This is a genomic window from Synechococcus sp. CS-197, from assembly GCF_025128215.1.
Taxonomy (GTDB): Bacteria; Cyanobacteriota; Cyanobacteriia; order PCC-6307; family Cyanobiaceae; genus Synechococcus_C.
In genome coordinates this window covers 202,824-226,310 of record NZ_JAHLZC010000017.1, presented here as the reverse complement: position 1 = coordinate 226,310, position 23,487 = coordinate 202,824, and the positions used below count along the sequence as shown (strand labels likewise).

At 61.1% G+C, this 23,487-nt stretch carries 28 protein-coding genes and 1 tRNA gene; 17 read left to right on the top strand and 12 right to left on the bottom strand.

Annotated features, from left to right (window positions below):
• The first annotated feature begins 104 nt into the window (after window positions 1-104).
• Window positions 105-1,286: a type IV pilus twitching motility protein PilT gene (locus tag KQ296_RS08200; RefSeq protein ID WP_041428648.1), complete on the top strand. Its 1,182-nt coding sequence runs from the start codon at window positions 105-107 to the stop codon at window positions 1,284-1,286.
• Window positions 1,287-1,306: 20 nt separating this feature from the next.
• Here KQ296_RS08200 and KQ296_RS08195 read toward each other — a convergent pair whose 3' ends face one another.
• Both KQ296_RS08195 and tsaD read right to left on the bottom strand, forming a co-directional pair.
• Entirely contained in the window at window positions 1,307-1,504 is a 198-nt protein-coding gene (locus KQ296_RS08195) for a hypothetical protein (protein WP_011933740.1), read from the bottom strand.
• 36 nt (window positions 1,505-1,540) lie between these two features.
• Window positions 1,541-2,611 carry a tRNA (adenosine(37)-N6)-threonylcarbamoyltransferase complex transferase subunit TsaD gene (gene tsaD / locus KQ296_RS08190; protein WP_011933741.1) on the bottom strand — a complete coding sequence of 357 codons (1,071 nt, stop codon included), beginning with the start codon at window positions 2,609-2,611 and terminating at the stop codon, window positions 1,541-1,543.
• 76 nt (window positions 2,612-2,687) lie between these two features.
• Between tsaD and KQ296_RS08185 the strand changes: the two genes are divergently transcribed.
• The gene (locus tag KQ296_RS08185) at window positions 2,688-3,167 is read left to right on the top strand and encodes a photosystem I reaction centre PsaF protein (protein ID WP_011933742.1); all 480 of its coding nucleotides are present in this window, start codon (window positions 2,688-2,690) and stop codon (window positions 3,165-3,167) included.
• 38 nt (window positions 3,168-3,205) lie between these two features.
• Window positions 3,206-3,319, top strand: coding sequence for a photosystem I reaction center subunit IX (gene psaJ, locus KQ296_RS08180; RefSeq protein ID WP_011933743.1), 114 nt, complete (start codon window positions 3,206-3,208; stop codon window positions 3,317-3,319).
• A gap of 61 nt (window positions 3,320-3,380) precedes the next feature.
• Here the strand turns inward: psaJ and gmk are convergent, their stop codons facing one another.
• Window positions 3,381-3,956: a guanylate kinase gene (gmk, locus tag KQ296_RS08175; protein ID WP_011933744.1), complete on the bottom strand. Its 576-nt coding sequence runs from the start codon at window positions 3,954-3,956 to the stop codon at window positions 3,381-3,383.
• 63 nt (window positions 3,957-4,019) lie between these two features.
• Here gmk and KQ296_RS08170 point away from each other — a divergent pair, with 63 nt between their 5' ends.
• Window positions 4,020-5,735 (top strand): NFACT family protein, encoded by a 1,716-nt coding sequence (locus tag KQ296_RS08170; RefSeq protein WP_011933745.1) that lies wholly within the window; start codon window positions 4,020-4,022, stop codon window positions 5,733-5,735.
• A 113-nt stretch (window positions 5,736-5,848) separates the two neighbouring features.
• On the top strand, window positions 5,849-6,583 hold the full coding sequence (tatC, locus tag KQ296_RS08165) for a twin-arginine translocase subunit TatC (RefSeq protein ID WP_041428910.1): 735 nt from the start codon (window positions 5,849-5,851) through the stop codon (window positions 6,581-6,583).
• Here the strand turns inward: tatC and KQ296_RS08160 are convergent.
• Window positions 6,534-6,899, bottom strand: coding sequence for a DUF3067 family protein (locus tag KQ296_RS08160; RefSeq protein ID WP_083833650.1), 366 nt, complete (start codon window positions 6,897-6,899; stop codon window positions 6,534-6,536). The two genes, tatC and KQ296_RS08160, sit on opposite strands and share 50 nt — an antisense overlap.
• A gap of 85 nt (window positions 6,900-6,984) precedes the next feature.
• Between KQ296_RS08160 and petC the strand changes: the two genes are divergently transcribed.
• The 6 genes from petC (at window position 6,985) to KQ296_RS08130 (ending at window position 11,167) form a co-directional block, all read left to right on the top strand.
• Window positions 6,985-7,521: a cytochrome b6-f complex iron-sulfur subunit gene (gene petC / locus KQ296_RS08155; RefSeq protein ID WP_011933748.1), complete on the top strand. Its 537-nt coding sequence runs from the start codon at window positions 6,985-6,987 to the stop codon at window positions 7,519-7,521.
• A gap of 41 nt (window positions 7,522-7,562) precedes the next feature.
• Window positions 7,563-8,495, top strand: a complete 933-nt coding sequence (gene petA / locus KQ296_RS08150; RefSeq protein ID WP_011933749.1) for a cytochrome f — start codon at window positions 7,563-7,565, stop codon at window positions 8,493-8,495.
• A gap of 5 nt (window positions 8,496-8,500) precedes the next feature.
• Window positions 8,501-9,367, top strand: coding sequence for a prolipoprotein diacylglyceryl transferase (lgt, locus tag KQ296_RS08145; RefSeq protein WP_399240803.1), 867 nt, complete (start codon window positions 8,501-8,503; stop codon window positions 9,365-9,367).
• The gene (gene cobM / locus KQ296_RS08140) at window positions 9,364-10,131 is read left to right on the top strand and encodes a precorrin-4 C(11)-methyltransferase (protein WP_011933751.1); all 768 of its coding nucleotides are present in this window, start codon (window positions 9,364-9,366) and stop codon (window positions 10,129-10,131) included. Before lgt ends, cobM begins: the two co-directional genes overlap by 4 nt.
• Before the next feature lie 32 nt (window positions 10,132-10,163).
• Window positions 10,164-10,235: transfer RNA gene (locus KQ296_RS08135), tRNA-Val, on the top strand.
• A 113-nt stretch (window positions 10,236-10,348) separates the two neighbouring features.
• Window positions 10,349-11,167, top strand: coding sequence for a helix-turn-helix domain-containing protein (locus KQ296_RS08130; RefSeq protein ID WP_041428650.1), 819 nt, complete (start codon window positions 10,349-10,351; stop codon window positions 11,165-11,167).
• Here the strand turns inward: KQ296_RS08130 and KQ296_RS08125 are convergent.
• The gene (locus tag KQ296_RS08125; RefSeq protein ID WP_011933753.1) at window positions 11,151-12,812 is read right to left on the bottom strand and encodes a Ppx/GppA phosphatase family protein; all 1,662 of its coding nucleotides are present in this window, start codon (window positions 12,810-12,812) and stop codon (window positions 11,151-11,153) included. The genes KQ296_RS08130 and KQ296_RS08125 overlap by 17 nt on opposite strands.
• Before the next feature lie 97 nt (window positions 12,813-12,909).
• Between KQ296_RS08125 and KQ296_RS08120 the strand changes: the two genes are divergently transcribed.
• Together KQ296_RS08120 and KQ296_RS08115 are read left to right on the top strand one after the other, a co-directional pair.
• On the top strand, window positions 12,910-13,806 hold the full coding sequence (locus KQ296_RS08120; protein WP_011933754.1) for a 4-hydroxybenzoate polyprenyltransferase: 897 nt from the start codon (window positions 12,910-12,912) through the stop codon (window positions 13,804-13,806).
• Complete coding sequence (locus KQ296_RS08115; RefSeq protein ID WP_011933755.1) at window positions 13,806-14,723, top strand: LD-carboxypeptidase; 918 nt, start codon at window positions 13,806-13,808, stop codon at window positions 14,721-14,723. Before KQ296_RS08120 ends, KQ296_RS08115 begins: the two co-directional genes overlap by 1 nt.
• Here KQ296_RS08115 and ispD read toward each other — a convergent pair.
• The gene (gene ispD, locus KQ296_RS08110; RefSeq protein ID WP_011933756.1) at window positions 14,714-15,385 is read right to left on the bottom strand and encodes a 2-C-methyl-D-erythritol 4-phosphate cytidylyltransferase; all 672 of its coding nucleotides are present in this window, start codon (window positions 15,383-15,385) and stop codon (window positions 14,714-14,716) included. The genes KQ296_RS08115 and ispD overlap by 10 nt on opposite strands.
• Before the next feature lie 72 nt (window positions 15,386-15,457).
• Between ispD and KQ296_RS08105 the strand changes: the two genes are divergently transcribed.
• Genes KQ296_RS08105 through fabG form a run of 3 tightly spaced genes read left to right on the top strand, consistent with a single transcriptional unit; the run spans window position 15,458 to window position 18,206 of the window.
• The gene (locus KQ296_RS08105; protein WP_011933757.1) at window positions 15,458-16,285 is read left to right on the top strand and encodes a glycosyltransferase family 9 protein; all 828 of its coding nucleotides are present in this window, start codon (window positions 15,458-15,460) and stop codon (window positions 16,283-16,285) included.
• A complete protein-coding gene (locus KQ296_RS08100) occupies window positions 16,285-17,406 on the top strand; it encodes a TrkA family potassium uptake protein (protein ID WP_011933758.1) in 1,122 nt (373 codons plus the stop codon). Before KQ296_RS08105 ends, KQ296_RS08100 begins: the two co-directional genes overlap by 1 nt.
• 47 nt (window positions 17,407-17,453) lie before the next feature.
• Entirely contained in the window at window positions 17,454-18,206 is a 753-nt protein-coding gene (fabG, locus tag KQ296_RS08095; protein ID WP_011933759.1) for a 3-oxoacyl-[acyl-carrier-protein] reductase, read from the top strand.
• Window positions 18,207-18,227: 21 nt separating this feature from the next.
• Here the strand turns inward: fabG and KQ296_RS08090 are convergent, their stop codons facing one another.
• Window positions 18,228-18,404, bottom strand: coding sequence for a hypothetical protein (locus KQ296_RS08090; protein WP_011933760.1), 177 nt, complete (start codon window positions 18,402-18,404; stop codon window positions 18,228-18,230).
• Window positions 18,405-18,532: 128 nt separating this feature from the next.
• On the opposite strand from KQ296_RS08090, the gene groL reads away from it, so the two are divergent.
• The gene (gene groL, locus KQ296_RS08085) at window positions 18,533-20,194 is read left to right on the top strand and encodes a chaperonin GroEL (protein ID WP_011933761.1); all 1,662 of its coding nucleotides are present in this window, start codon (window positions 18,533-18,535) and stop codon (window positions 20,192-20,194) included.
• Between the two features lie 36 nt (window positions 20,195-20,230).
• Here the strand turns inward: groL and KQ296_RS08080 are convergent, their stop codons facing one another.
• The 5 genes from KQ296_RS08080 to KQ296_RS08060 are packed head-to-tail and all read right to left on the bottom strand — an operon-like array spanning window position 20,231 to window position 23,477.
• The gene (locus KQ296_RS08080) at window positions 20,231-20,413 is read right to left on the bottom strand and encodes a hypothetical protein (protein ID WP_011933762.1); all 183 of its coding nucleotides are present in this window, start codon (window positions 20,411-20,413) and stop codon (window positions 20,231-20,233) included.
• 18 nt (window positions 20,414-20,431) lie between these two features.
• Window positions 20,432-21,121, bottom strand: coding sequence for an N-acetylmannosamine-6-phosphate 2-epimerase (locus KQ296_RS08075; protein WP_011933763.1), 690 nt, complete (start codon window positions 21,119-21,121; stop codon window positions 20,432-20,434).
• Complete coding sequence (locus KQ296_RS08070; RefSeq protein ID WP_011933764.1) at window positions 21,121-21,564, bottom strand: hypothetical protein; 444 nt, start codon at window positions 21,562-21,564, stop codon at window positions 21,121-21,123. Before KQ296_RS08070 ends, KQ296_RS08075 begins: the two co-directional genes overlap by 1 nt.
• Before the next feature lie 4 nt (window positions 21,565-21,568).
• Window positions 21,569-22,426 carry an ABC transporter permease gene (locus tag KQ296_RS08065; RefSeq protein ID WP_011933765.1) on the bottom strand — a complete coding sequence of 286 codons (858 nt, stop codon included), beginning with the start codon at window positions 22,424-22,426 and terminating at the stop codon, window positions 21,569-21,571.
• A gap of 37 nt (window positions 22,427-22,463) precedes the next feature.
• Window positions 22,464-23,477 carry a daunorubicin resistance protein DrrA family ABC transporter ATP-binding protein gene (locus KQ296_RS08060; RefSeq protein ID WP_011933766.1) on the bottom strand — a complete coding sequence of 338 codons (1,014 nt, stop codon included), beginning with the start codon at window positions 23,475-23,477 and terminating at the stop codon, window positions 22,464-22,466.
• Between the last annotated feature and the right edge of the window lie 10 nt (window positions 23,478-23,487).

The following is a 23,487-nucleotide window of genomic DNA, read 5'->3' as shown; positions in this document are numbered from 1 at the left end:
TTCGGTGGCGGGATCCTAAGCGCGATTTAGCGAGCTCCCAGCCGATCCTCACTTGCCACGGCAGCAGCAGTGGCGAAGCTGAAACAAGAACGAGGCGGAAGCCGATGACTCAACCGATCTTCCCTCCCGGATTCCCCCCCCAACCTGGACCGACCCCGACCCGAAGCCCAACGTCGCGTCCACCGGCATCGAAGCCCCAGTCCTCTGGTGCACCAGGGCAGGGATCGCCAAGCCTTGAGGACATCGTGCAGATCGCCCATGCCAAGGGGCACTCCGACGTGCACCTTGGCGTGGGGGAAATCCCACGCTTTCGCGCCCGCGGCGAGATGCTGCAAACAGAGTGGCCGGTCACGGACCCAGGCACGTTTCAGGGTTGGCTCAGGGAAATTCTCTCGCCGCAGCACATTGATCTCTTTCAGCAAACGAAGGAATTCGACGGCTCCCATGCGTTCCCGTTTGTGAGGGTTCGGATCAACCTCCTCGATTCACTGCTGGGACCCGCGATGGTTCTCCGGCTGATCCCGCAAACCATCCTCACCCTCGAGGATCTGAACCTTCCCGACGTGCTGCGGGAGCTCGCGTCACGTCCGAAGGGACTGGTGTTGGTGACCGGACCCACTGGCTCAGGGAAAAGCACAACCCTGGCGGCAATGATCGACTGGATCAATCGCCATCAGACCCGCCATATCCTCACGATTGAGGACCCTGTGGAGTTCGTTCATCAGAGCCAGCGCTCGCTGATCAGACACCGAGAAGTAGGCCTGCACACGCTGCAGTTTCACAACGCACTCAGAGCGGCGTTAAGAGAAGATCCGGACGTGATCCTTGTGGGTGAGATTCGTGACCGGGAAACCTTGAGCACAGCCCTTGAAGCGTCCCAAACGGGCCACCTTGTGTTCGGTACCCTTCACACCAATTCGGCCGTGAAAACAGTCGAACGCGTGCTCGGACTCTTCCCGCCTGAAGATCAGGACAGCGTTCGCCGCTCGCTCTCGGAATCCCTTTTGGGAGTGATTGCTCAGGGGTTGATCCGAACCAACGATGGCAAGCGCGCCGCTTATCACGACATCCTGATCAACACCGAGGCCTGCAAGGACTACATCCAGCGCGGAGCCCTCGACGACGTCGAGGAAATCATGGAGCGCAGCGGGTTTGATGGGATGGTGACCAGCAATCAGTCGTTGCTTGCGCTCGTGGAGGCCGAACGCATCGAAGCCAACGATGCGATTGCCCTCAGCCTCAAACCGAACGAATTGGCACAGGCCATCCGAGGGAGAAGCACTTGAGGCCGAGGACTGATCCGCCTTCAGCTTGCAGACAGACCCGAACTGAACGCTCGAACAACAATGAGCGTCAGTAAGCCGAGGGAGAGGCCCAGCATGGCCAGACGCCCATTCCAGATTTCTGCTTGAGGTGTGAAGCCGCGACGCCACTCATTGAGTTCGTCGGCCTCCACCGGTTGCGATTGCTGCTGTTGTTGGGACTCGGAATCAACCACCCGCACCAGACCGCAAGAGCATCAACGATATTCCCGAAACTCTTAAAACTGTGGATCTTGGGCGTAAAGATCTCCTCCAGCCTCCAATGGCCAGCGTGCGGAGACGCCAAGCCGGATCGAACTCGAACCCCAGCCTGCTTGAAGCCGACCCAATGCCGCGGCACCCACCATGGCAGCGTTATCGGTGCAATAGGCCAGAGGTGCCAGGTGGACCGACACACCACGCTCGCGCCCTTGCTGCTCCATCTGCACACGCAACCTCACATTCGCCGCCACCCCGCCCACCATCACCAGGGTGGACAGGCCTCGATCAAGACAGCAGCGCAGGCTGCGCTCCACCAACACATCCACGACAATCTGCTCGAAGCTTGCGGCGAGATCCTCGAGGGGCAGCGCATCACTTTGAGCCTTCAGGCTCTCCACCTGCCGAAGCATGGCCGTCTTGAGACCGCTGAACGAGAAGTCATAGGGATAAAACCCACCCTCCGGACGGGACACCCGACCTTTGGGAAGGGAGAAACGCTTGGGATCGCCAGCTTTGGCAGCCGCCTGGATGGCAGGGCCACCGGGATAGGCCAGCCCGAGCAAACGGGCCACTTTGTCGAACGCTTCTCCAGCCGCATCGTCATGGCTGCGCCCGAGACGCTGCAGGCCACTGTCGCTGTCCACAAGGATCAATTCGGTATGTCCGCCACTGACCAGAAGCACCACGTAGGGAGCCTCGGGCGGTGATGACGCCAAACGCACCGAAGCAAGGTGCGCCTCGAGGTGGTGCACCCCTAGGAAGGGCTTGTGATGAAGGGCGGCCAGAGTGCGCCCTGTCAGCGAACCCACCATCAGCGCCCCAACCAGCCCGGGCGTCACCGTTGCGGCCACGGCATCCATCTCCCCCACCGCTAGCCCGGCCTCGTCGAGCACCGCGCTGATGAGGTGGGGCAAAGCCTCCACATGGCGCCTGGAGGCAATTTCGGGAACAACGCCTCCCCATTGGGCATGTTCCTCAACCTGCGACGCGATGCGATGAGCCAGAACCTCCAATCCGCCAGCGCTGTGCTGCACAACGGCGGCGGCCGACTCGTCACAACTTGTTTCGAGCGCAAGCACCTTGGGCATTAAGGCCAAAACCCTCCACTACTGTTCGCTTGTGACATCCTGCCGCTTCGGGGCAGGCTTAACAGGAATCGTTCCGATGCGTCGTCTCTTCGCTCTCGCGCTCTCGGCCCTGCTGGTGTTTGGCTTTGCACCAGTTGCTAAGGCCGATGTGGCAGGCCTGACCCCTTGCGCTGAAAGTGCCCGTTTCCAGCAGCGTGCCAGCGCAGCCACCACTGATCAGGCCAAAGCCCGTTTTGAGATGTACAGCCAAGCCGTATGCGGTGAGGACGGGCTGCCCCATCTCATCGTCGATGGCCGCTGGGATCATGCCGGCGAATTCATGCTGCCTGGCTTGATGTTCCTCTACATCGCAGGCTGCATCGGCTGGGCTGGCCGTGAATACCTGAAAGCCACCCGCGGAACCAAGGAGCAGTACACCAAGGAAATTCAGATCGATCTTCCTCTGGCCCTGAAGTCCTGCATCGCCGCAGCCACATGGCCGATTGCAGCCTTTGGAGAACTCACCAGTGGCAAGTTGCTTGAAAGCGACGACAAGATCACGGTGTCTCCCCGCTGAAGCTTCAAGAATTCAACCTTTCACCCAATTTTGGATCGATGCAGAAATTTCTCACAACCGCCCCAGTGGTTGCAGCCATCTGGTTCACACTCACAGCTGGAATTCTGATTGAGTGGAATCGCTTCTTCCCCGATCTTCTGTTCCACCCATAACCATCCACAATCTCAACACGATTCACAGAGGGCTTAATGCCCTCTTTTTTTGTGGAAAGAATCAGATTGATCCCGCTAGTCCCATCAAACCCTCGAGTTCTAAAAGGGCTGCCTCGAGATCATCATTCACAACAACAGCATCGAATTCAGACTGAGCCTCCAGTTCAGCGCGCGCTCTGTCGAGGCGGCGTTGAATGGCATCATCCGATTCAGTGGCTCGCCCCCGGATGCGCCGTTCGAGCTCGTCGAAACTGGGAGGTGCCAGGAAAATCTGCAGCGCTTCAGGGAAACTCTTTCTCACCTGGCGAGCCCCTTCCAGTTCGATTTCCAGAAGAACGGGAATTCCCGCGACCAGCCGTTCTTCCACGGGCCCACGGGGAGTGCCATAACAATTATTGGCAAATTCAGCCCACTCCAACAACCCACCGCTGCGAACGAGAGCTTCGAAATCTTGGCGGGTTTTGAAGAAGTAGTGCACGCCATCGCGCTCACCCTCCCGAGGAGCCCGCGTGGTGGCCGACACCGAGAGCCAGAGTTGGGGATGGCGCTCCTGCAAGCGGGCGACGAGTGTGCCCTTCCCAACACCGCTGGGTCCGGTGAGCAACGCGAGCCGGGCCGGGGCTTGAGACGATGCCATCGCTTGTCTGCAGTCAGGCTGCAGGGTAGGAAGACACTGACCTCACCGGACCAGCAAGCGCGGATGGCCACCAGCACGCTCCAGGTGATGGATCTCACGGCTCTGAAAGCAGTGCTGAAAGATCTGCGCGACCGCCTGGTGCCCAGCCGTTTCGAAAAGGCGCAGCAACCCGATGCCCACACGCTCCAACTCGGCTTCCGCACCCTGCAAGGCATGGTGTGGCTGGAGCTCAGCTGGCAGGCGGAATCCGCGAGGCTTGTGCAGGTCAATGCCCCGCGGCGCCATGGCGGAGGCAGCACTCTGGCCCAGCAGGTTCAGCACGGGCTGAGGCAACTGGCATTGGTGGAAATCGAACAGCACGACTTCGAGCGTGTTGTGCTGTTCCATCTGGCGCCCCGCCCAGGACATTCCCCGATCCGAACGCTGGTTCTTGAACTGATGGGACGCCACAGCAACCTGTTGCTCCTCGATGAACAGAAACGCATCACCGCAATCGGCCGTCAGGTGCGCCAACACCAGTCGAGGATTCGCCCGCTCAGCAGCGGTGATGTCTACACACCGCCTCCAGCGCTGCAGGGACTGCCACCAACCCTTGATGAGCCCTACGAGCAATGGCAACGCCGGCTTTCCTTGCTGCCGATTCCCCTCGGCAAAGCCCTACGGGAGACTTACCAGGGCATCAGCCCAGCGTTAGCGAACCAGCTCACCAGCTTTCCCGGGTCGCTCGATAGCCAAGGGAGGTTGTTGAAGGAACAACTGGTCAGCGACATTTCCGAACCGCAATGGCGACGGCTCCATGAGCGCTGGGGCTGTTGGCTGCGCCATCTCAACGAAGAAACGTTTTCTCTGCAGCTCGAGGACAACGGCTTCCGCCTCTGGAACGAAGCACCTGTCAATGCAAGGGATCAAGGTGTGCTCAGTCTCAGGCTGGGGTGCTACTACCAGGACCATCTGAGCAAGCGTCGCCTGTCGCGGGAGATCAGCACCCTGCAACAGCGACTCCAACAATGCCGAGAGCGGGAGCAGGCCCAACGCGACGAACAAACGCAGCGACTCAAGGACACCGTTGGGGCCGCAACCCTGCAGTCGGAAGCGGATCAGCTGCTCTGCCAACCGGATCCCGATCGCGACACGATCACCCGTGCGCAGAAGCTCTACCACCAGGCCCGGCGCCTGCGCCGGGCCGTTCCTCTGATCGAGGAGCGACTCAAGCATCACGACCAGCGTTTGATGCTGATCGAAGGCAGTGAGAGCTTTCTGGAGGATCTCACCCAGGCTGACTGGGACGACCCCGATGAGCGCAGCCTGCAATTGAGGAATCTCCAGCAAGAACTGGAGGAGTTAATGGCACCAAGGCAGCGACGTCGCCGCAGCGTTGCACCGACGGGTCAACCTCAGCCCCTCGAGGTTCACACCAGTGATGGACTGACAATCCAGGTGGGCCGGAACCACCGCCAGAACGAGTGGATCAGCCTGCGTCAAGCCAGAAGTGGCGATCTTTGGTTTCACGCGCAGGAATGTCCCGGCAGTCATGTGGTGTTGAAAGCCTCAATGGCGCCAGCCTCCGAGGAAGCGATCCAACAGGCTGCTGATCTGGCGGCGTGGTTCAGTCGTGCCCGGGGCAATCGCACCGTGCCGGTGGTGATGGCGGCCGTTGATGCGTTGCAGCGCATTCCAGGCGCCATGCCTGGAACCGTGCGCCATCGCAACGCAGAACTGCTCTGGGCAGAGCCTGACCGGGCCAGACGTCAACTTGAGGGAAGAGAACTCTTAGCCTGAGGCTTGAGCCGATTCATGATCTGAAGCCTTCCGACCCCAACGAATCCAGCGTTCTTCCAGCGCCGCCGCCGATCAAGGTGTCGGCAACTGGCGATGCGGTGAATGACGTTGAGATGCCTCTGGTGGACCATCTTGAGGAGCTGCGGCAGAGGGTTCTGCGCAGCCTTCTCGCTGTGGCGGTGAGTGCTTTCGCTTGCCTGCTGGTCGTGAGGCCTTTGGTTCGGCTGCTGGAGGAGCCCGCAGGCTCGATTCGTTTTCTTCAACTGGCTCCAGGGGAATTCCTGTTCGTTTCGTTCAAGGTGGCTGGCTATGCCGGACTCACCCTGGCGCTCCCTTACGTGCTGTATCAGGGACTGGCCTTCGTTCTCCCTGGGCTCACGCGCAACGAACGTCGCCTGATCGCCCCAGCCGTGGCCGGATCGGCGGTGTTGTTCCTGGCCGGACTCGCCTTTGCCTGGTGGGCCCTCGTGCCGGCAGCCCTGCGTTTTCTCGTGAGCTACGGAGCCGACGTGGTGGAACCGATCTGGTCGATCGAGCGCTATCTCGATTTCGTGCTGCTCTTGATGCTGTCCACAGGACTGGCCTTCCAGTTACCGGTGCTTCAGCTGCTGCTTGGTGCCCTTGGGTTGGTGAATTGGCGGCGGATGCTGTCGGCCTGGCGGTGGGTGGTGCTGACCTCCGCCCTGGCCGGAGCGGTGCTCACTCCCTCCACAGACCCCATCACCATGCTTCTTCTTGGAGGAGCGATCACCGCCCTCTTCCTGATCGGCGTGTTGCTGGTGGCGATTGTGCAGCGTTTCAAAGCAGAAACTCCTCCAGGCGACCCTCCCCCGGCAGCTGCAGGCTGAGAGCTTTACCGAGCCGGGGACGATCCTTGGTTGTTTGCAGCCAATCCCTCACGGCGCCAGCTTCTCCGAGCCTGTTCACCACTTCGAGCACCTCAGCCAGATGCTGGCGATAGGCGTCTTCCGTGAGCGGAAAGGATTGCTGTTCGAGATAAGCCCACATCACCTGCACATACAAACGACGACGGCGGGTGACGATCTGCATGTCGTAACTGGCCTGCCAGCGGGAGCGGAAGAGGGCGACGACCTCGTCCGTACTGAGTGGTTCAGCCGGTGTTGAAGCAGCAACCTGGGGCATTCCGGAGTCGTCTTTGAACATCAGTGAAAATCCCAGTCGCCGCAAAGACTGACAGGGCCTAATGCACCCATAATGAACGCCATCCAGTGCCGATTGACATCCCGTCATGACCCAAATGCCAGCAGGTGATGTGCCCGGAATGGGGCGCAGGCAGTTCATGAATCTGCTGACCTTCGGGTCGGTCACGGGAGTAGCGCTAGGTGCTCTGTACCCGGTTGTGAACTACTTCATCCCCCCCCGCGCTGCAGGCAGCGGCGGCGGCACCAGCGCTAAGGACGAGCTTGGCAATGCAGTGACCGCCAGTGGTTGGTTGAGTACTCACCCAGCCGGCGACCGCAGCCTCGTGCAGGGACTCAAAGGCGATCCCACCTATTTGATCGTTGAAGGCGACGATGCCATCGGCAGCTACGGCATCAACGCGATCTGCACCCACCTCGGCTGCGTTGTGCCCTGGAACAGCGGCGCCAACAAGTTCATGTGCCCTTGCCACGGCAGCCAGTACGACGCCACGGGCAAGGTGGTTCGCGGTCCTGCACCCCTTTCGCTCGCCCTGGCCAATGTGAGCGTCGAAAACGACAACGTGTTCGTGAGCCAATGGACGGACACCGATTTCCGCACAGGCGAAAAGCCCTGGTGGGCTTGATCACCCTCGCTTTCCACGCCCCTCTCCGTTTCCAGCCACCGATGCGTCGCCTCCTCTCACCTCTGTTCGCTGCCCTGATCGTGGGCGTCACAGTGCTGACCGCTCCCAGCACCAGTTGGGCTTACCCCTTCTGGGCCCAGCAGAATTACGACTCTCCCAGGGAAGCCACAGGGAAAATTGTTTGCGCCAACTGTCACCTTGCGCAGAAACTGACGCAAGCTGAAGTGCCCCAGTCGGTCTTGCCCGACAGCGTGTTCAAAGCTGTCGTCAAAATCCCCTACGACACATCTGTGCCTGAAATCGGTGCCGACGGGAGTGAAGTGCCGCTCCAGGTTGGCGCTGTGGTGATGCTGCCCGATGGGTTCACCCTTGCTCCACAAGATCGCTGGACGGATGACATCAAAGAAGAAACCGAAGGCGTTTACTTCTCTGAGTACAGCGACGACCAGCCCAATGTGATTCTCGTGGGGCCGATCCCCGGCGACCAACACCAGGAAATTGTCTTCCCCGTGCTGTCACCGGATCCGGCCACGGATAGCAACATCCATTTCGGCAAATATTCCATTCACGTGGGTGGCAACCGCGGCCGTGGCCAGGTGTATCCCACCGGTGAAAAGAGCAACAACACCGTGTTTACGGCTCCGTCCACTGGAACCGTGCGTTCCATTGAAGCGGGCGAGAACGGCGCCAGCGTCGTGACCATTGCCTCAGCTGATGGCACTGAACTGTCAGAAACCGTTCCTGTGGGCCCGGCACTGATCGTGTCGGTTGGCGATGCCGTTGAGGCCGGTGCTCCAATCACCAATGACCCCAATGTGGGCGGCTTTGGACAACTCGACACCGAGGTTGTGCTCCAGAACCCTGTGCGCATTTACGGACTGCTGGCCTTCTTCGCGGCCGTGGCCCTGGCCCAGATCATGCTGGTGCTGAAGAAGAAGCAGTTTGAAAAAGTGCAGGCTGCGGAGGGCGTTTGAATTCGGTGTTGATTCCTGCAGTCTTCACCTCCCCAGGGCCCGAGCTTTTTCAGCTCGGGCCTTTCGTTCTGCGCTGGTATGGCCTTCTCATTGCCCTGGCTGTGCTGATTGGCCTCAATCTCTCCAGTTGGCTTGCCAAACAACGGGGGCTTGATGGCGCATTAATCAGCGACCTGCTGCCCATTCTCGTGCTGGCCGCCGTTGTGGGAGCACGCATGTATTACGTGGCCTTTGAGTGGAAGACCTACCAGGGGTCGTGGTGGGATGCCTTCGCCATCTGGCGTGGGGGGATTGCCATCCATGGAGCGTTGATCGCAGGAACGTTGTCGGTGGTTCTGTTCTGCAGGTGGCGAAAGGTTGCCTTCTGGGATGTTCTCGACGTTCTTGTGCCATCGGTCATTCTTGGCCAGGCCATTGGCCGCTGGGGCAACTTCTTCAACTCAGAAGCCTTCGGAGTCCCGACCGATCTTCCCTGGAAACTCCTGATTCCCTTCGCGAACAGACCAAAGATTTTCGCGGATTCAGAGTATTTCCATCCCACATTTCTCTATGAATCGCTCTGGAACCTGGCTCTCTTCATTGCGCTGATTGTGTTGTTCAGGCTGGGGCAGCGCGGCCGAATTCAATTGCCTGCTGGCGCCCTGAGTTGTTTTTACCTCCTTGGTTACAGCCTCGGACGGGTGTGGATTGAAGGGCTGCGCATTGACCCGCTCTGCCTGGGTGGTCAGCCGCCGTTCTGCGACGGCGGTTTACGGATCGCGCAGTTCATGAGTCTCGCGCTGATGGCGCTGGCTTCCGCTGGGCTGTTTTGGCTCTATGGACGCAGAGCATCCCTTCCCGATCCAGGCCTCCGCCGCTGCGATCCTTCATGACAACCATCTCCATCGTTGGCGCCGGACCCGGCGCTCCAGACCTGCTCACCCGCAGAGCTGAACAGAGAATTCAGGCGGCCGATGTCCTGATCTGGACTGACTCGCTGGTATCGCCTCAAATCGCCGCCTTGGCATCTGAGCAATGCGAACGGATTCGCACCAGCACACTCACGCTGGAAGAGGTGATCCCCCTGATGATTGATCGGGCGAACCAGGGATTGCGCGTGGTCCGCCTCCACGACGGCGACCCCTGCCTTTACAGCGCTCTCAACGAACAGATCTGCGCATTGGCCGATGCTGATCTCAACGTTGAAGTGGTGCCTGGGATTAGTGCCTATCAAGCCACCGCAGCAGCGATTAATGCAGAGCTCACGATTCCAGGCGTGGTGCAAACGATCGTGCTGGGCCGCACCGGGGGCCGCACTGGCGTTCCTGAGCGCGAACAGCTGGATCACCTCGCCAGATTGCAGGCGTCACTGTGTCTTTATCTCAGTGCGCGGCATGTTGACGAGGTTCAGTCCACGCTTCTCAAGCACTACCCCGCAGACACACCGGTCGCGATTGGCTACAGGGTGAGCTGGCCTGACCAGTCCATCGATGTGGTTCCCCTCAACGCCATGGCCGACGCAACACGGGCAAGGAAGCTGATTCGCACCACCTTGTATGTGATCAGTCCAGCACTTCGGGAGCAAAAGGGATCTGAGCGGTCGCGGCTGTACTCGCCCGATCACGACCATCTCTTTCGACCCGCAGGCGGAAACTGAGCTGCAGCTGGTGGTTTAAGATTACGTTGTGCGGGCGATTAGCACAGTGGTAGCGCACTTCCTTCACACGGAAGGGGTCACTGGTTCGAATCCAGTATCGCCCATGAATTTTGCTGCAGGTCTTGCTCAGAGAGCGCTGTGACTGTTCGTTCCCCATCGAACTGACAGGATCGGCAATCACCTCTATGTTCGGACGGATTCAGAGATTCGTTCATCAATGTCCTCTGACGCGTCAGCGAATATTGCAAGGAACGAAACGGCGTCCAGGTTGGAGTCTGTTGGCATCCAACTGCGCTCAGCGAGGGAAGCGGCCGGCCTGAGTGCTGCGCAACTGGCTGATTCCCTGCACATGGGGCATGAACAGCTCGACGCGTTGGAACGAGGTGATCGCGAGCGTCTACCCGAACCGGTGTTCATCAAGGCCATGACCAGGCGCGTCGCGGCCAGGCTTCAACTCGATGCAGACCCGCTCATCCACGAGCTGACCATTGCCTTGGCAGCAGAACAAACGGGTCAATCCCCACAGAAGAGCGCTGCCAAACCGTCGCCAGCTGTCTCCAACACCCGAGTGTCAAACGCTCAATCTGAATCCACACCATCGGCAACGCTCTGGAAGTCCGTGGCAACCATTGCCCTCCTGGGCGGTGTTGGTGTGGGCAGCGCCTTGGTGTTCGCCAAACAGCGGCCCGTGCCAACGCCTGCAGTGGCCGTTAACGCAGCGTTGCCTCAGCCGGCAGCAGAGACTGCGAAGCCAGCCACGACAACAGAAGCCGATCCCTCGCTGACTCCCCCATCAGCTGCTCCTGCCGTGACTGTGACCAGTCAGGAACCCAGCTGGCTGGAAGTTCGCAATGCCGACCGTGAGACCATCTACGTGGGCACCCTCAACGACGAAACCCCCCTAGCTGTCAATCCGGGAGACGAAATTTATGCAGGTCGGCCTGATCTCGTGCTCATCAGCAACGGGAACAACCAACCCCAACCTCTGGGCGACATCAGCGATATCCGCTGGCACAAGATCACTCCTGAACGCTGACCTTCAGGTTGAGGCCTGTGACCTCTCGAACAATCGATTCACAGCTTTCCAAGCTCCATTGCTCAAGACTGAGATTCTGATTCAGACGCTCAGGCACCAGCTCCAGGGTGATTGAACTGGATGTGAACTGCGCGGCGAGCGTTTTCACCACAGGGTCTGGACGACGATCCAAAGCGGCTGCCAAGCGAAGCAACAAGGCCATTTCAGACACTGTGCGTCGGTTCTGACGGGTCTGCAACGCTTGCCAGGCTTCATGTCGCTTCTTGGGCAAACTGCGGCGGTGATAGCGGGCGATCGCGGCGATCATCAGATGCTCAGATTCGGAGTACCCAAGCAGTTCTCCATGGCGAATCAGGTACCACGAATGTTTGTGATAAGCGCTGAGATTGATGTGTTGGCCACAGGCATGAAGCAAGGCAGCCGCCCACAGCAGATCACGACCTGAGCCGTCATCACGGTGCAGGCAACCCTGGGTGTTGTCGTAAAGACTGAGCGCATGGCTGGCAACCCGTTCGGCCCGCACCTGGTTGACAGCAAATCGCTGAGCCTGATGCATCACCGTGCGCTGGCGGATGCTGCTTTGAAAGCTGAAGCGGTCCTCCAGCAGTCCATGGCGCAGCATCCAGTCCACGATCAGCCCTTCCCTCAGGGCTCTTTCACTGAGAACCAGTTCTCCCACACCCAGCATTTGCATGGTGGTTTGAAGAATCAAGGCTCCAGGAACGATGATCTCGGCCCGTCGGTCGTTGATCGGTGCCAGATCGCGGCGTTGCTCCGGTGTCATCACCACCAGGCGCTCCACCACGCGATCGAGGCGCTGTTTGGACACCCTGTAACCGTGCAGCTTCAGCGGCGGCCGGTCGTCGTCAGTAGCGGCCAAAGCACCAATGGCCATGGCCGTGCCGCTGGTAGCAACCAGAACAGGGGTCTCACCCGGTTTGATCCGCCGGTGAACCTTGTCAACAGCGGGTTCGAGGGATCCCTGAATGAACGCCTGAAGAAACGATCGCCGATGGGGCGGGATGGGATCGTCTTTCACAAAATCCCGTTGCAAACGCACCGCACCCACCCGGGTGCTAGTCAGAGCGCGGGCATCACGGCCATCGGCAAGGATCAACTCGGTGGATCCGCCACCGATGTCCAGCACGAGATGGGGACGGTCGCCGAAGGGCATCCCAGAGAGGACCCCCAGGTAGATCAGACGAGCCTCCTCCGGACCGCTCACCAGATCCACATCCAGCCCGAGCTGATCCTGCACCGTCTGTAGAAAATCCCGACCGTTGGGGGCTTCACGCACAGCGCTGGTGGCTGCGATCACGATCTGCTCCACCTGGTGACTGATCGCCAGTTCCTGAAAGCGGCGAAGGCTGGACATCCCTCGATCCATCGCCTCGGCCGTCAGCTCGCCCGTGTCTGGATCCTTCTCACCCAATCGGGTGGTGGATTTCTCGGCTAGCTCGATGCTGAACGTTCCCAAGCCAACATCGACGGATGCCACCAGCAGGTGTGTGGAATTCGTACCGACATCGATGGCGGCGACTTTGCGCAGGCGTTGCCCGAACCGAACGTTCGCGGGCATCTCTTGCTGGGGCTGCCGGCCGTTCTGATCCCTCGCAGTCTCAAGAAATGGCTCGGCACCTGCCATGGAGCACCGTGATGGAAACCAGCCCACTTTGCCATCGGCACCAGGGGGCGCCTGCGCTGATTAAGGTTTGAGAAACACAAGTGCGTCATCCCAGTCCGTGACCGGCACGCTCCCCTCCCGCCTGATGTCGCCCTGGGTCGCCCTGTTGCGCTGGAACAAACCCAGTGGGCGTCTGATTCTTCTCATTCCAGCCGGATGGAGTCTCTGGCTGAATCCAGCGGGTCCTCCCTCGCTGCAGCTCATTCTGCAAATCCTGATCGGAGGACTCTCCGTCAGCGCTGCAGGCTGCGTTGCCAATGATCTCTGGGACCAGAGAATCGACCGTGAGGTGGCACGCACAAGCCAAAGACCCTTGGCCCGAGGCGATCTCAACCGTGTGCAGGCCTTCACATTGCTCGCCGTTCTGCTGACGCTGTCGCTGCTGGTGGTGATCAGCCTGCCTGGCGACGTGAGGTGGCTCTGCCTTCAATTGGCCGTTCTTGCGTTGCCACCCATCCTTTTTTATCCCTCGGCCAAGCGCTGGTTTCCCTTCCCGCAGGCCATCCTCGCTCTGTGTTGGGGCTTCGCCGTCCTGATTCCCTGGGCCGCAGCCACGGGGTCCCTGAGTATCAGCTTGCCGCTGCTGGCCACCTGGGGAGCAACGCTTTGCTGGACCTTCAGCTTCGACACCGTCTACGCGATGGCAGACCGTGTTGATGACGCCAAACTCAAGCTGCGCAGCAGCGCCTTGACCCTTGGTGATTCCGCCGTCAGGGTCGTTCGCGCTGGCTATGGCCTCACGGCCGCGGGGCTGGCGATGGCCGCCGCCGCAACCCAGGCGGGGGTGATCTTCTGGATTGTTTGGGCTGTTGCCTGCATCGGCTTCTGGCGTTCAACCCTTCCTCTGAAAGCCAAGAAACAGCAAGCTCCCTCGGTGTATGCCAATCATTTCGCCCGGCAGGTGCAACTCGGCAGCTTGTTGCTCGCCGGGGTGATCCTGAGCCGCTTGGGTTGATGCCCGAGGCCATTCCAACGCTTGTTCCGCCACCGCTTAAACGCGGCGATGCTGTGGCCATCGCCGCTCCCAGTTCGGCGTTGCGCGACGACGACAGCCTGAAACGCGGAATCAGCGTGTTCGAATCCTGGGGACTGGAGGTGACCCCCCAGGATCTTTCTGCTCGGCACTGGGGATATCTGGCGGGGTCCGACGCGCAACGCAGAGCCGATCTCGATCCGCACCCCACCCCACCGCTGCTGGCCTGCGCCCGTGGTGGGTGGGGAGCGGCACGCCTGCTCGAACACCCCTGGCCCTGGCGCCCTGGCTGGCTGCTGGGGTTCTCCGACATCACAGCCCTGCTCTGCTCACGGCTCGCCCAGGGTGTGGGGGGCGGCGTGCACGGACCGTTGGTCACCACCCTGGCCGATGAACCCGACTGGAGCCAGCAACGCCTCCAGGAACTGCTGTTCGATCGAGTGGCACCTGATCTTCAAGGAACGACCTGGGTGGGCGGACAAGCCCAAGGTCCGTTGGTCACCGTCAATCTCACCGTGGCATCACACCTGCTCGGCAGCGCCCATCTGCCTGATCTGAAAGGGAGGATCCTCGTGATCGAAGACGTGGGTGAGGCGCCTTACCGCTTGGACCGGATGCTGACGCACTGGCGTCTGACGGGCACGCTTCAGGGTCTGGCAGGTCTGGCCCTGGGGCGGTTTAGCGGTTGTGATGATCCCAACCTGTCAGCCGACGCGGATCAAACCTTCAGCCTGGAGCAGGTCCTGAAAGAGCGCACGCTCGACCTGGGCATTCCTGTGATCTCGGGATTGCCGGTCGGTCACGGTCCAGGTGGCAATGCAGCCCTGCCGATGGGCGTGCCCGCCAAGTTGGATGCCGATCGCGGAACGTTGGCTCTGGAACGTGCGGATCAGCGCTGAGCCAACACCGCCGCTGCCACGGTGAGATCGAACGGTGTGGTCACCTTGATGTTGCCCGGTCCTGCATCAAGCACCCGCACCGGCCAGCCCAGGCGCTCAAACAACGAGGCATCGTCCGTCACCACCCAGTTCCTGGCTCGCGCCTGGGCATGTCCTTCGCGCAGTTCAGACACAGAGAATCCCTGAGGCGTCTGAGCGGCCCAGAGCTCAGAGCGATCGGGAGTGTCTGTGATCACTCCCTGGGCATCAACGCGCTTGATGGTGTCACTCACCGGTGTGGCGGCAATGACCGCGCCACCCTCCAGGAGTGCTTCAGCGCAGCGATTGAACACTTGCGGCGCCACCAGGCAACGGGCGCCGTCGTGAATGAGCACATGGCGTGCATCCCCAGGCAACGCCTGCAAACCTCGCTCCACCGACTCCTGCCGGGTGCTTCCCCCCTCAATCCAGGTCACGGGTTGCCCTGCATGGTGAAACAAGGCCGCCATGGCGGAATGGTCCAAAGGTTGACCAATCACACCGATCCAATCGATCGACTGCGCGGCGCCGGCAGCTTCCAGGGTCCACGCGAGGACGGGTCGCCCATGCACAGCAAGCAGAAGCTTGTTGCGATCCGCCCCCATGCGCCGGCCACTGCCGGCTGCAGCAATCAACAGATGCACAAGCGACTCCTGCTGACAGCAGGCTGAAACGGCCTCCATACAATCAGCACGCACCACCTGTGCTGCCGCTTCATGCGCGTTCTTGCTCTCAGCCCCGGAAGCCTGCAGCAGCAGCTGGAGCGACTTCCAGCCCTTGCGGCCGTTGCCGAACAACTCGGAGCCCAGATTCAGGTGGCCTGCGAACCAGCCCATCGGCCGCTGTGGAGCTTGCTTCCCGCCGTTGAGAAAGTCATTCCCTTTCCGTTTGCCGGAGATCCCAACCTCGCTGAGTGGGCCAACCTTCTCGGACTCGTGCGCGAGCCCGACTTCCAGGCCTGTCTCAATTTCGCGACCGGACGCCAAGTCAACCTGATGCTCTCGATGAGCCACATCCCCGTTCGTGTGGCCACCGAGGGGTTTTCGAGCACCGCCCAGGTCACTCCAGGCCAGGGCTGGAAACCACAGCAACTCGCGTCCTATCTCAAACCCTTGGGCCTGTCTCTGAAGGCGGACGACTTCCGCCTCAGCCTGCCTGCCGACGCGATGGAGGCGGCCCGCCAGCTACAACCCCCTGGAGAGGGTCCCCTGCTGCTGTTGGCTCCGGATGACTCCGCCGACGACTGGCCGAACGAACGGTGGCAATCGTTGCCCGAGAGGATTCGGGAGCGGTTGCCCCAGCTGCGCTGCGAGGTGATCCCCCCCCAGGCAGCGCTGCCGCGACGGGCGGCGGCGGTGGCCTGCGCTGATGTGGTTCTGAGCAGCTGCGCGACCACCCAACTGCTGACCGCCTACTGCGGCGTTCCCCTGGTGGCGATGGGATCTGCAACCGATGCCCTGCCTGAACGCGACGTGATACGGGTGTTAGCAGGCGAGCGCCAGGCGCTGAGCACCGAGGAGGTGATGAAAGCCCTCGGGTTCTGATGAACGAACAGCGACGCCAACGAAGACCGGGCCGAGCAAGGACTGGTCAGCGTCGGCGCCACCTGCAGCTGCTGGCCCGCCCGTGGGTTCTGCCCGTGATGGCGCTCACAGTCGTCATTGTCAGTGGCGCCATTGGTTATCGCATCACCGAAGGCTGGGACTGGGGCGACTGCCTCTGGATGGTGCTGATCACCATCAGCACCATCGGCTATGGCGAGGTGGAACCGCTCTCCCAGGCTGGACGCCTGGTAACCGTGCTGATCATCGCCGGCGGCCTGTTGGTGGTTCAGCTCACGATTCAACGGGTGCTGGGACTGTCACAATCTGGATACTTCCGCCAGCTGCGGGAGCTTCGATTTCGTCGGATGCTGCGGCGCATGCACGACCATGTGATCCTCTGCGGATATGGCCGGATCGGCAAGGAAATCGGCGAGCAGCTGCTGCTTGAGAACGTTCAGGTTCTGGTGGTGGAACTGGATCCCAAACGCCACAAAGCCGCCCAGGAACGTGGACTGCAAGTGCTGCAGGCCGATGCAACCCTTGATGAAACGCTCCTGGAGGCTGGGCTCGACCGCTGCCGAAGCCTGGTGGCGGCGCTACCCAGCAATGCCGCCAATCTGTACGTGATCCTGAGTGCGAGGGGCCTACGCAAAAACTGCCGGCTGATCGCCAGAGCCGACAGCGATGAGGCCGCCTCCAAACTGGAACTGGCGGGTGCATCCGTGGTGGTCAGTCCCTACGTGGCAGGTGGGCGTGTGATGGCCGCCACGGCCCTGCGGCCCATCGCCGTTGACTTCATGGATCTGCTGGCTGGAACCGCCTGCGAAATCGAGGAGTTCCGCTTGAGCCAAGATCCTCTGCTCATCAGCCACCTCTCCCACCGCAGCCTGGAGGAGCTGGCGCTCGATCGTCGCAGTGGCGCCATGCTGCTGGCCATCCGCGACAACAGCACGCTCACCGCCAATCCGAGCGGGGACATGACCCTGGCACCGGGACAGATGCTGGTGGTGATGGGCAGCCAGGATCAGCTGACGGCGTTCAAGATGCTCCTGGGAGACGCCCTCGACACTGTTGAAACCATGGGCGGAAGCAGCCCATGGACTGAATCAACGTGGCGATGAAGCCCGGTTGGGGCTGATGCTTACGATCATTCGGCTGCAGAGATCGGATGAACCCAACCCGGACCCTCGATGGTCAAACCGCCCTCGTGACCGGTGCCAGCCGGGGCATCGGGCGTGCCGTGGCGCTGGCCCTGGCGGAGTGCGGCGCGGAAGTGGTGGTGAACTACGCCAGCTCGCCGGATGCTGCAGATGCCGTGGTGAAGGAGATCGAGAGCGGAGGAGGCAAGGCCTATGCCCTTCAGGCCGATGTGGGCGATGAAGAGGCCGTGGATGCCCTGATCAAAACCGTTCTGGAGCGCAGCGGTCGCATCGATGTGTTGATCAACAACGCGGGGATCACGCGCGACGGACTGCTGATGCGGATGAAAGCCGCCGACTGGAACGCGGTGATCAATCTCAATCTCACGGGGGTGTTTCTGTGCACCCGTGCCGTGGCCCGACCGATGCTGAAGCAGAAAAGCGGGCGGATCATCAACATCACTTCAGTGGTGGGGCTGATGGGCAATGCGGGGCAAGCCAATTACGCCGCTGCCAAAGCCGGCGTGGTGGGCCTGACGCGCAGCGCAGCCAAGGAAATGGCCAGCCGGGGCATCACGGTGAATGCCGTGGCACCGGGGTTCATCGCCACAGACATGACCAAGGACCTAGACGCCGAAGGCATTCTCAGCGCCATTCCCCTCGGCACCTTCGGGACCCCGGAGCAAGTGGCAGGCACGGTGCGCTTCCTTGCTGCCGATCCAGCAGCGGCCTACATCACCGGTCAGGTCCTGCAGGTGGATGGAGGCATGGTGATGGGGTGAACGCAACCCAGGGAAACCGTCTCAGGGTTCGAGGGGCTGCACCAACTCATCTCTGAGCCGGCGGATGTTCTGAAGCAGCTTGTAACGGCGACGGCGCTCCGTCGCCGTGAGAAAAATGCGCAGGGGGACGTAAACCAACGCCATGATCCCGGCCAGACCGGTCATGAGAACGAAGAACAGCGCGCCTGAATCGTTCATGGAATAACGCTACCGAGCAGGCGTCGCTCTGGGGGGCGAGCTGTTGAAAGATTCGGCTTTCCCCACATCAGGGACCGCCCAAGCGACCCTGACGCTGTGGGACATTGATCGACGGGTAAGTGTCAATCATGGCCAAACTTCTCAAGTTTTCGGATGAATCTCGCGCTGCACTGGAGCGAGGCATGAATGCTCTCGCCGATGCGGTGCGCGTCACGATCGGCCCCCGTGGACGCAACGTGGTGTTGGAGAAAAGCTTCGGCGCTCCCGATATCGTCAACGACGGCGACACGATCGCCAAGGAGATTGACCTCGAGGATCCCTTTGAAAACATCGGCGCCAAACTGATTCAGCAGGTGGCGTCGAAGACGAAGGACAAAGCCGGTGATGGCACCACGACCGCAACCGTGCTGGCTCAGGCCATGGTCGAGGAAGGTCTGCGCAACACCGCAGCCGGTGCCAGCCCGATCGAACTCCGTCGCGGCATGGAGAAAGCGGTCGCCTTGATCGTGAAAGGGCTCGGCGAGCGCAGCCAGTCGGTGAGCGGAGATGCCATCCGTCAGGTGGCCACCGTCAGTGCCGGTGGTGACGACGAAGTCGGTCGCATGGTGGCTGAAGCCATGGACAAGGTCACCGTGGATGGCGTGATCACCGTTGAGGAATCAAAATCTCTGGCCACTGAGCTGGAAGTGACGGAAGGAATGGCCTTCGATCGGGGCTACAGCTCTCCCTACTTCGTCACCGATGGTGATCGCCAGATCTGTGAGTTTGAAAATGCCCTGCTGTTGCTCACCGATCGCAAGATCAGTGCTGTAGCCGACCTCGTCCCGGTTCTCGAGACGGTTCAAAAGACAGGCTCTCCCCTGGTGATTCTGGCCGAGGAAGTCGACGGGGAGGCCCTGGCAACGCTGGTGGTGAACAAAAACCGCGGCGTGCTTCAGGTGGCCGCTGTGCGCGCACCGTCCTTCGGCGAGCGACGCAAAGCAGCCCTCGCGGACATTGCCATCCTCACCGGTGGAACCGTGATCAGCGAAGACCGAGCGATGACGCTCGACAAGGTGACGCTGGAGGATCTCGGACGCGCCCGCCGCATCACCATCAGCAAGGAAGAAACCACCATCGTCGCCAGCGAAGACAGCCGTGATGCTGTGGCTGAGCGTGTGGCCTCCATCCGCAGGGAACTGGAGAACAGCGATTCCGAGTACGACCGCGAGAAGCTCAATGAGCGGATCGCCAAACTCGCCGGCGGCGTGGCCGTGATCAAGGTTGGCGCTCCCACGGAAACCGAACTGAAGAACCGCAAACTGCGCATTGAAGATGCTCTCAACGCCACCAGAGCTGCCGTCGAGGAAGGCATCGTGGCCGGCGGTGGCAGCACATTGATTCAACTGGCTGGATCCTTGGACGGTCTGGCCAACCAACTGCACGGCGATCAGCGCACCGGAGTGGAGATTGTGCATCGCGCGCTGAGTGCACCTCTGCGCCAGATCGCGATCAATGCAGGGGCCAACGGCGATGTGGTGGTTGAGCAGGTGCAGCGCAGCGGCCAGGGCTTCAACGCACTCACGGGTGGCTATGAAAACCTTCTGGAAGCGGGCATCCTCGATGCCGCCAAGGTCGTGAGACTGGGTCTGCAGGATGCAGTCTCCATCGCGTCACTGCTGATTACCACTGAAGTGGTGGTCGCCGACAAGCCTGAACCTCCCGCAGCCCCTGCGCCCGGCGGCGATCCCATGGGCGGCATGGGTGGAATGGGCGGAATGGGCGGAATGGGCATGCCCGGCATGATGTGAGTCCGCTCACACCCGCCTGGCTCGCGCGATCGGCTATCAGAGCGAGCGAATCAGGCGGGCGTGAATACGACACACCGCCAAGGCCTCTCGGGGTGGTTTCCGGCAAAGCTGCCCCAACTCCCGATTGAGGGCCTGAAGTTCACCCATTGGCAGAGCTGCCATCGGCAGCCCGAACACAAAACCTGCCATCACGACCGGAAGCACAAACTGGCGATTCACGACCGAGTCTCACGGGACTCACACAGTTTGCCTGGTGATGTGTCGGTGATAAGCCGCCACCTGCAGATCCACTCCCGTGATGGCAGTCCCCACCACCACGGCATCCGCGCCTGCGCTGATCGCGTCCCTGGCCGTTTGCGGAGAGGCAATCCCTCCCTCACAGATCAAACCTGTTTGCGCAGGAAGCCCGTCACGCAAAGGCTTCAACAGGTGCAATCCAGGTGGTTTGGAGTCTTGGGTGGTTTCGGTGTAGCCAAAGAGGGTAGTGCCAACCCAGTCACATCCCAGCGACGCGGCTCTCAGGCCGTTCTCGATGCTGTCGACATCCGCCATCAACGGAGCGCCGAGATCATCCTTGGCCCGTTTCACCAAGCGTTCCAACTCTTCACCCTGCGGCCGGAGCCGATCGGTTGCATCCAAGGCCACCACGTCGGCACCCGCGCCCCACACAGCCTTCACTTCATGCCAGCGGGGCGTGATGTAAACCGAGCTTTCAGGCCAAGAACGCTTCCAGAGGCCGATAATCAGCGCCTCCGGGCAACGCTCTCGCACAGCAGCGATGTGCTCAGGGCTCTCCAACCTGACGCCAAGTGCACCGTTTCGCAGTGACGCTTCAGCCATGGCCGCGATCACGTCCGGGTGGCGCATCGGCGAACCTTCAGGAGCCTGAACCGACACGATCAGGCCGTTCCCTAGGGGCAGAGTCATCAGGAAGCTTGGGGAAACTCATCATTCGTCACCGGCGTGAGCCAGCGCCGCAGCCGCCGGGGGCTGGCCAGGGGCACTGGAGACGACGCCGGGCGCTCGCTCTCGAGCACAACCCCGTTGCTCTCATCGTTGCTTTCATCCAAGGTGCGAGCCACCTCATCGAGGGAGTCGCGCAGCAAGGAGGTGAACCGCTCGATTCCTGAGGGGGATTCAAGGCGTTCTTGGGGACCTTCAGGCGCAGGCTGCACGCGCTCATGCCGGTGGCTCTCCGCCAGAACCATGGGCTGAGCGGCAGCGGGCAGGGAGGTCACACCGAAGCGGTGAACCCACTGAAGCTCGAGACGCTGCAAGCGCTCAGTATCCCCATCCTGTCGTGATTGCTCGATCTGACGCTGCAACGCGATCTGGCGAGGGTCCTGATGCTGGTAAGGAGAAAAAGTCACGGGATCAGGCGAGCTTGCGATTGAGCAGGGGACGAATGAGCAGAAACAGGCCGGCGGTCAGCAAAGTGAGCACGAGCAGACAGGTGGTGCCGCTGACAGAGCCGTAGGGAGCTTCCAAAAGAACGGAAGACAGATCCAACGGACCGGCATAGGCGGCGCGGATTGGCTCTATCGCGAAGGTAAGGGGATTCAGCGCCGCTAGCCAGCCCAACCAGGGAGGCATGAAACTGAGAGGAGCCAGAGCGGTGCTCGCGAACAACAAGGGAAGGTTCGCCACAAAGATCACGGCAATCAGCTCGATATGGCCGGGCAGCGCGAAGGCGAGCCCCAGGCTCAAGGCCGTGACGGCAAACACCAACAGCAAAAGCGTGACCATCACGAGCAGCAGGCCTGCCGCGCCAGGCCAGCCGTAGCCGAGGAATGCCGCGGTCACCATGATCGCCAGGCTCTGCACCAGGCTCAGGGTGGTGATGTAGATCACCGATGCGAGCACGATCGAACTGCGACTGCGCAGCGGAGCCACCAGCAGCCGGTTCAGAAAACCGAATTCGCGATCGAACATCACGGGCAGGCCAGCATTGAGAGCCCCGCTGAAGGCTGTGAACACGATCACGCCAGCACCCAGAAAACGGCCGTAACTCATCCCTCCCGGAAGAAGGCCTTCCGGTGCCCTGGAAAACAAGGCGCCAAACAGCACAAGCCAGATCAGTGGTTGCAGGATTCCCGCCACCAGCGTGGACGGTCGCCGCTGCAGCTGAACAAACAGCCTGCGGGTGAGTGCGCCGGTCTCCTGCGCCAGCTCCGACAAAGCGGAGCGTTGCTGCTGCTGCGGTGTGGAGAGATCGAGAACGGAGTGGGTCATGGATCAGAACAACGAAAAGAGCGACTGCAACAAGGCTTCAACGCATGGACTGGCGACGCTCCAGCTTTGGATCACGTTGCCCGGCCACCGCCAGTTCAGCGTCCATCAGGGTGCGCCCCGTCGCCTGGAGATAAACGTCATCCAAGCTCGGACGACTCTGCGCCAGAGAGAAAACGCGCAGATCGTTGTCACCCAGACGCTGCTTGATACGGGGAAGGACATGATCGCCATCCACCACAAGATTGAGGGAATGCCCTTGGGCCCGGTTGATCACGATCCGGCGCACACCCTCAACCGCATCGAGCAGATCACGGATCGTCTCTGCCTCAACCTGGTCACTGAATTCGCGCACGCGCAACGTGACGCGATCGCCGCCGAGCGCACACTTCAGCTCCTCCGGGGTGCCCTCAGCGATCACCCGCCCGGCGTCGATGATCGCCATGCGTTCGGCCAGGGCCTCCACCTCCTCGAGGTAATGGCTGCTCAGCAGGATGGTGGTGCCTTGGTCCCGCAGGTCTTGGAGCACATCCCAGATCACCGCACGACTTTCAAGATCAAGGCCGACGGTGGGCTCATCCAGCACCAGCAGGCGGGGAGAATGCAGCAGGCCAGCGGCAAGATCCAGCCGTCGCCGCATCCCACCGGAATAAGTGCCGCAACGCCGGTCAATCCACTCCTGCATGGAGAGACGCTGGATCAAATCATCGATGCGCTGGTTTCTTTGCGTTCGCGGCAGGTGATACAGATCGCCCTGCAACGCGAGCAGCTCACGGCCTGTGAGGATTTTGTCGATCGCCACCTCCTGGGCCACGTACCCCAGGATCTGCCGCACCTGACGGGGGTTCTCAAGCGCATCAACGCCAGACACAATCACCCGTCCGCTGTCTGGCGACAACAGCGTGGCGAGGATGCGCAAGGTGGTGGTCTTTCCTGCTCCGTTAGGACCGAGGAATCCGTAGAGGCAGCCCTCAGGAACAGCGAGCGTGAGATCCGTCAGAGCCGGAACCGTCCCGTAGGACTTCACCAGATGATCCAGCTCAATCAGTGACATCCCTTCCTAG

Excerpts from the sequence above, each read along its gene's own strand:
- KQ296_RS08200 (WP_041428648.1), top strand. The coding sequence starts at position 105 with ATGACTCAACCGATCTTCCCTCCCGGATTCCCCCCCCAACCTGGACCG.
- tsaD (WP_011933741.1), bottom strand. The coding sequence starts at position 2,611 with ATGCCCAAGGTGCTTGCGCTCGAAACAAGTTGTGACGAGTCGGCCGCC.
- KQ296_RS08185 (WP_011933742.1), top strand. The coding sequence starts at position 2,688 with ATGCGTCGTCTCTTCGCTCTCGCGCTCTCGGCCCTGCTGGTGTTTGGC.
- psaJ (WP_011933743.1), top strand. The coding sequence starts at position 3,206 with ATGCAGAAATTTCTCACAACCGCCCCAGTGGTTGCAGCCATCTGGTTC.
- gmk (WP_011933744.1), bottom strand. The coding sequence starts at position 3,956 with ATGGCATCGTCTCAAGCCCCGGCCCGGCTCGCGTTGCTCACCGGACCC.
- KQ296_RS08170 (WP_011933745.1), top strand. The coding sequence starts at position 4,020 with ATGGCCACCAGCACGCTCCAGGTGATGGATCTCACGGCTCTGAAAGCA.
- tatC (WP_041428910.1), top strand. The coding sequence starts at position 5,849 with ATGCCTCTGGTGGACCATCTTGAGGAGCTGCGGCAGAGGGTTCTGCGC.
- KQ296_RS08160 (WP_083833650.1), bottom strand. The coding sequence starts at position 6,899 with ATGTTCAAAGACGACTCCGGAATGCCCCAGGTTGCTGCTTCAACACCG.
- petC (WP_011933748.1), top strand. The coding sequence starts at position 6,985 with ATGACCCAAATGCCAGCAGGTGATGTGCCCGGAATGGGGCGCAGGCAG.
- petA (WP_011933749.1), top strand. The coding sequence starts at position 7,563 with ATGCGTCGCCTCCTCTCACCTCTGTTCGCTGCCCTGATCGTGGGCGTC.
- cobM (WP_011933751.1), top strand. The coding sequence starts at position 9,364 with ATGACAACCATCTCCATCGTTGGCGCCGGACCCGGCGCTCCAGACCTG.
- KQ296_RS08130 (WP_041428650.1), top strand. The coding sequence starts at position 10,349 with ATGTCCTCTGACGCGTCAGCGAATATTGCAAGGAACGAAACGGCGTCC.
- KQ296_RS08125 (WP_011933753.1), bottom strand. The coding sequence starts at position 12,812 with ATGGCAGGTGCCGAGCCATTTCTTGAGACTGCGAGGGATCAGAACGGC.
- KQ296_RS08115 (WP_011933755.1), top strand. The coding sequence starts at position 13,806 with ATGCCCGAGGCCATTCCAACGCTTGTTCCGCCACCGCTTAAACGCGGC.
- KQ296_RS08105 (WP_011933757.1), top strand. The coding sequence starts at position 15,458 with ATGCGCGTTCTTGCTCTCAGCCCCGGAAGCCTGCAGCAGCAGCTGGAG.
- KQ296_RS08100 (WP_011933758.1), top strand. The coding sequence starts at position 16,285 with ATGAACGAACAGCGACGCCAACGAAGACCGGGCCGAGCAAGGACTGGT.
- fabG (WP_011933759.1), top strand. The coding sequence starts at position 17,454 with ATGAACCCAACCCGGACCCTCGATGGTCAAACCGCCCTCGTGACCGGT.
- KQ296_RS08090 (WP_011933760.1), bottom strand. The coding sequence starts at position 18,404 with ATGAACGATTCAGGCGCGCTGTTCTTCGTTCTCATGACCGGTCTGGCC.
- groL (WP_011933761.1), top strand. The coding sequence starts at position 18,533 with ATGGCCAAACTTCTCAAGTTTTCGGATGAATCTCGCGCTGCACTGGAG.
- KQ296_RS08075 (WP_011933763.1), bottom strand. The coding sequence starts at position 21,121 with ATGACTCTGCCCCTAGGGAACGGCCTGATCGTGTCGGTTCAGGCTCCT.
- KQ296_RS08065 (WP_011933765.1), bottom strand. The coding sequence starts at position 22,426 with ATGACCCACTCCGTTCTCGATCTCTCCACACCGCAGCAGCAGCAACGC.
- KQ296_RS08060 (WP_011933766.1), bottom strand. The coding sequence starts at position 23,477 with ATGTCACTGATTGAGCTGGATCATCTGGTGAAGTCCTACGGGACGGTT.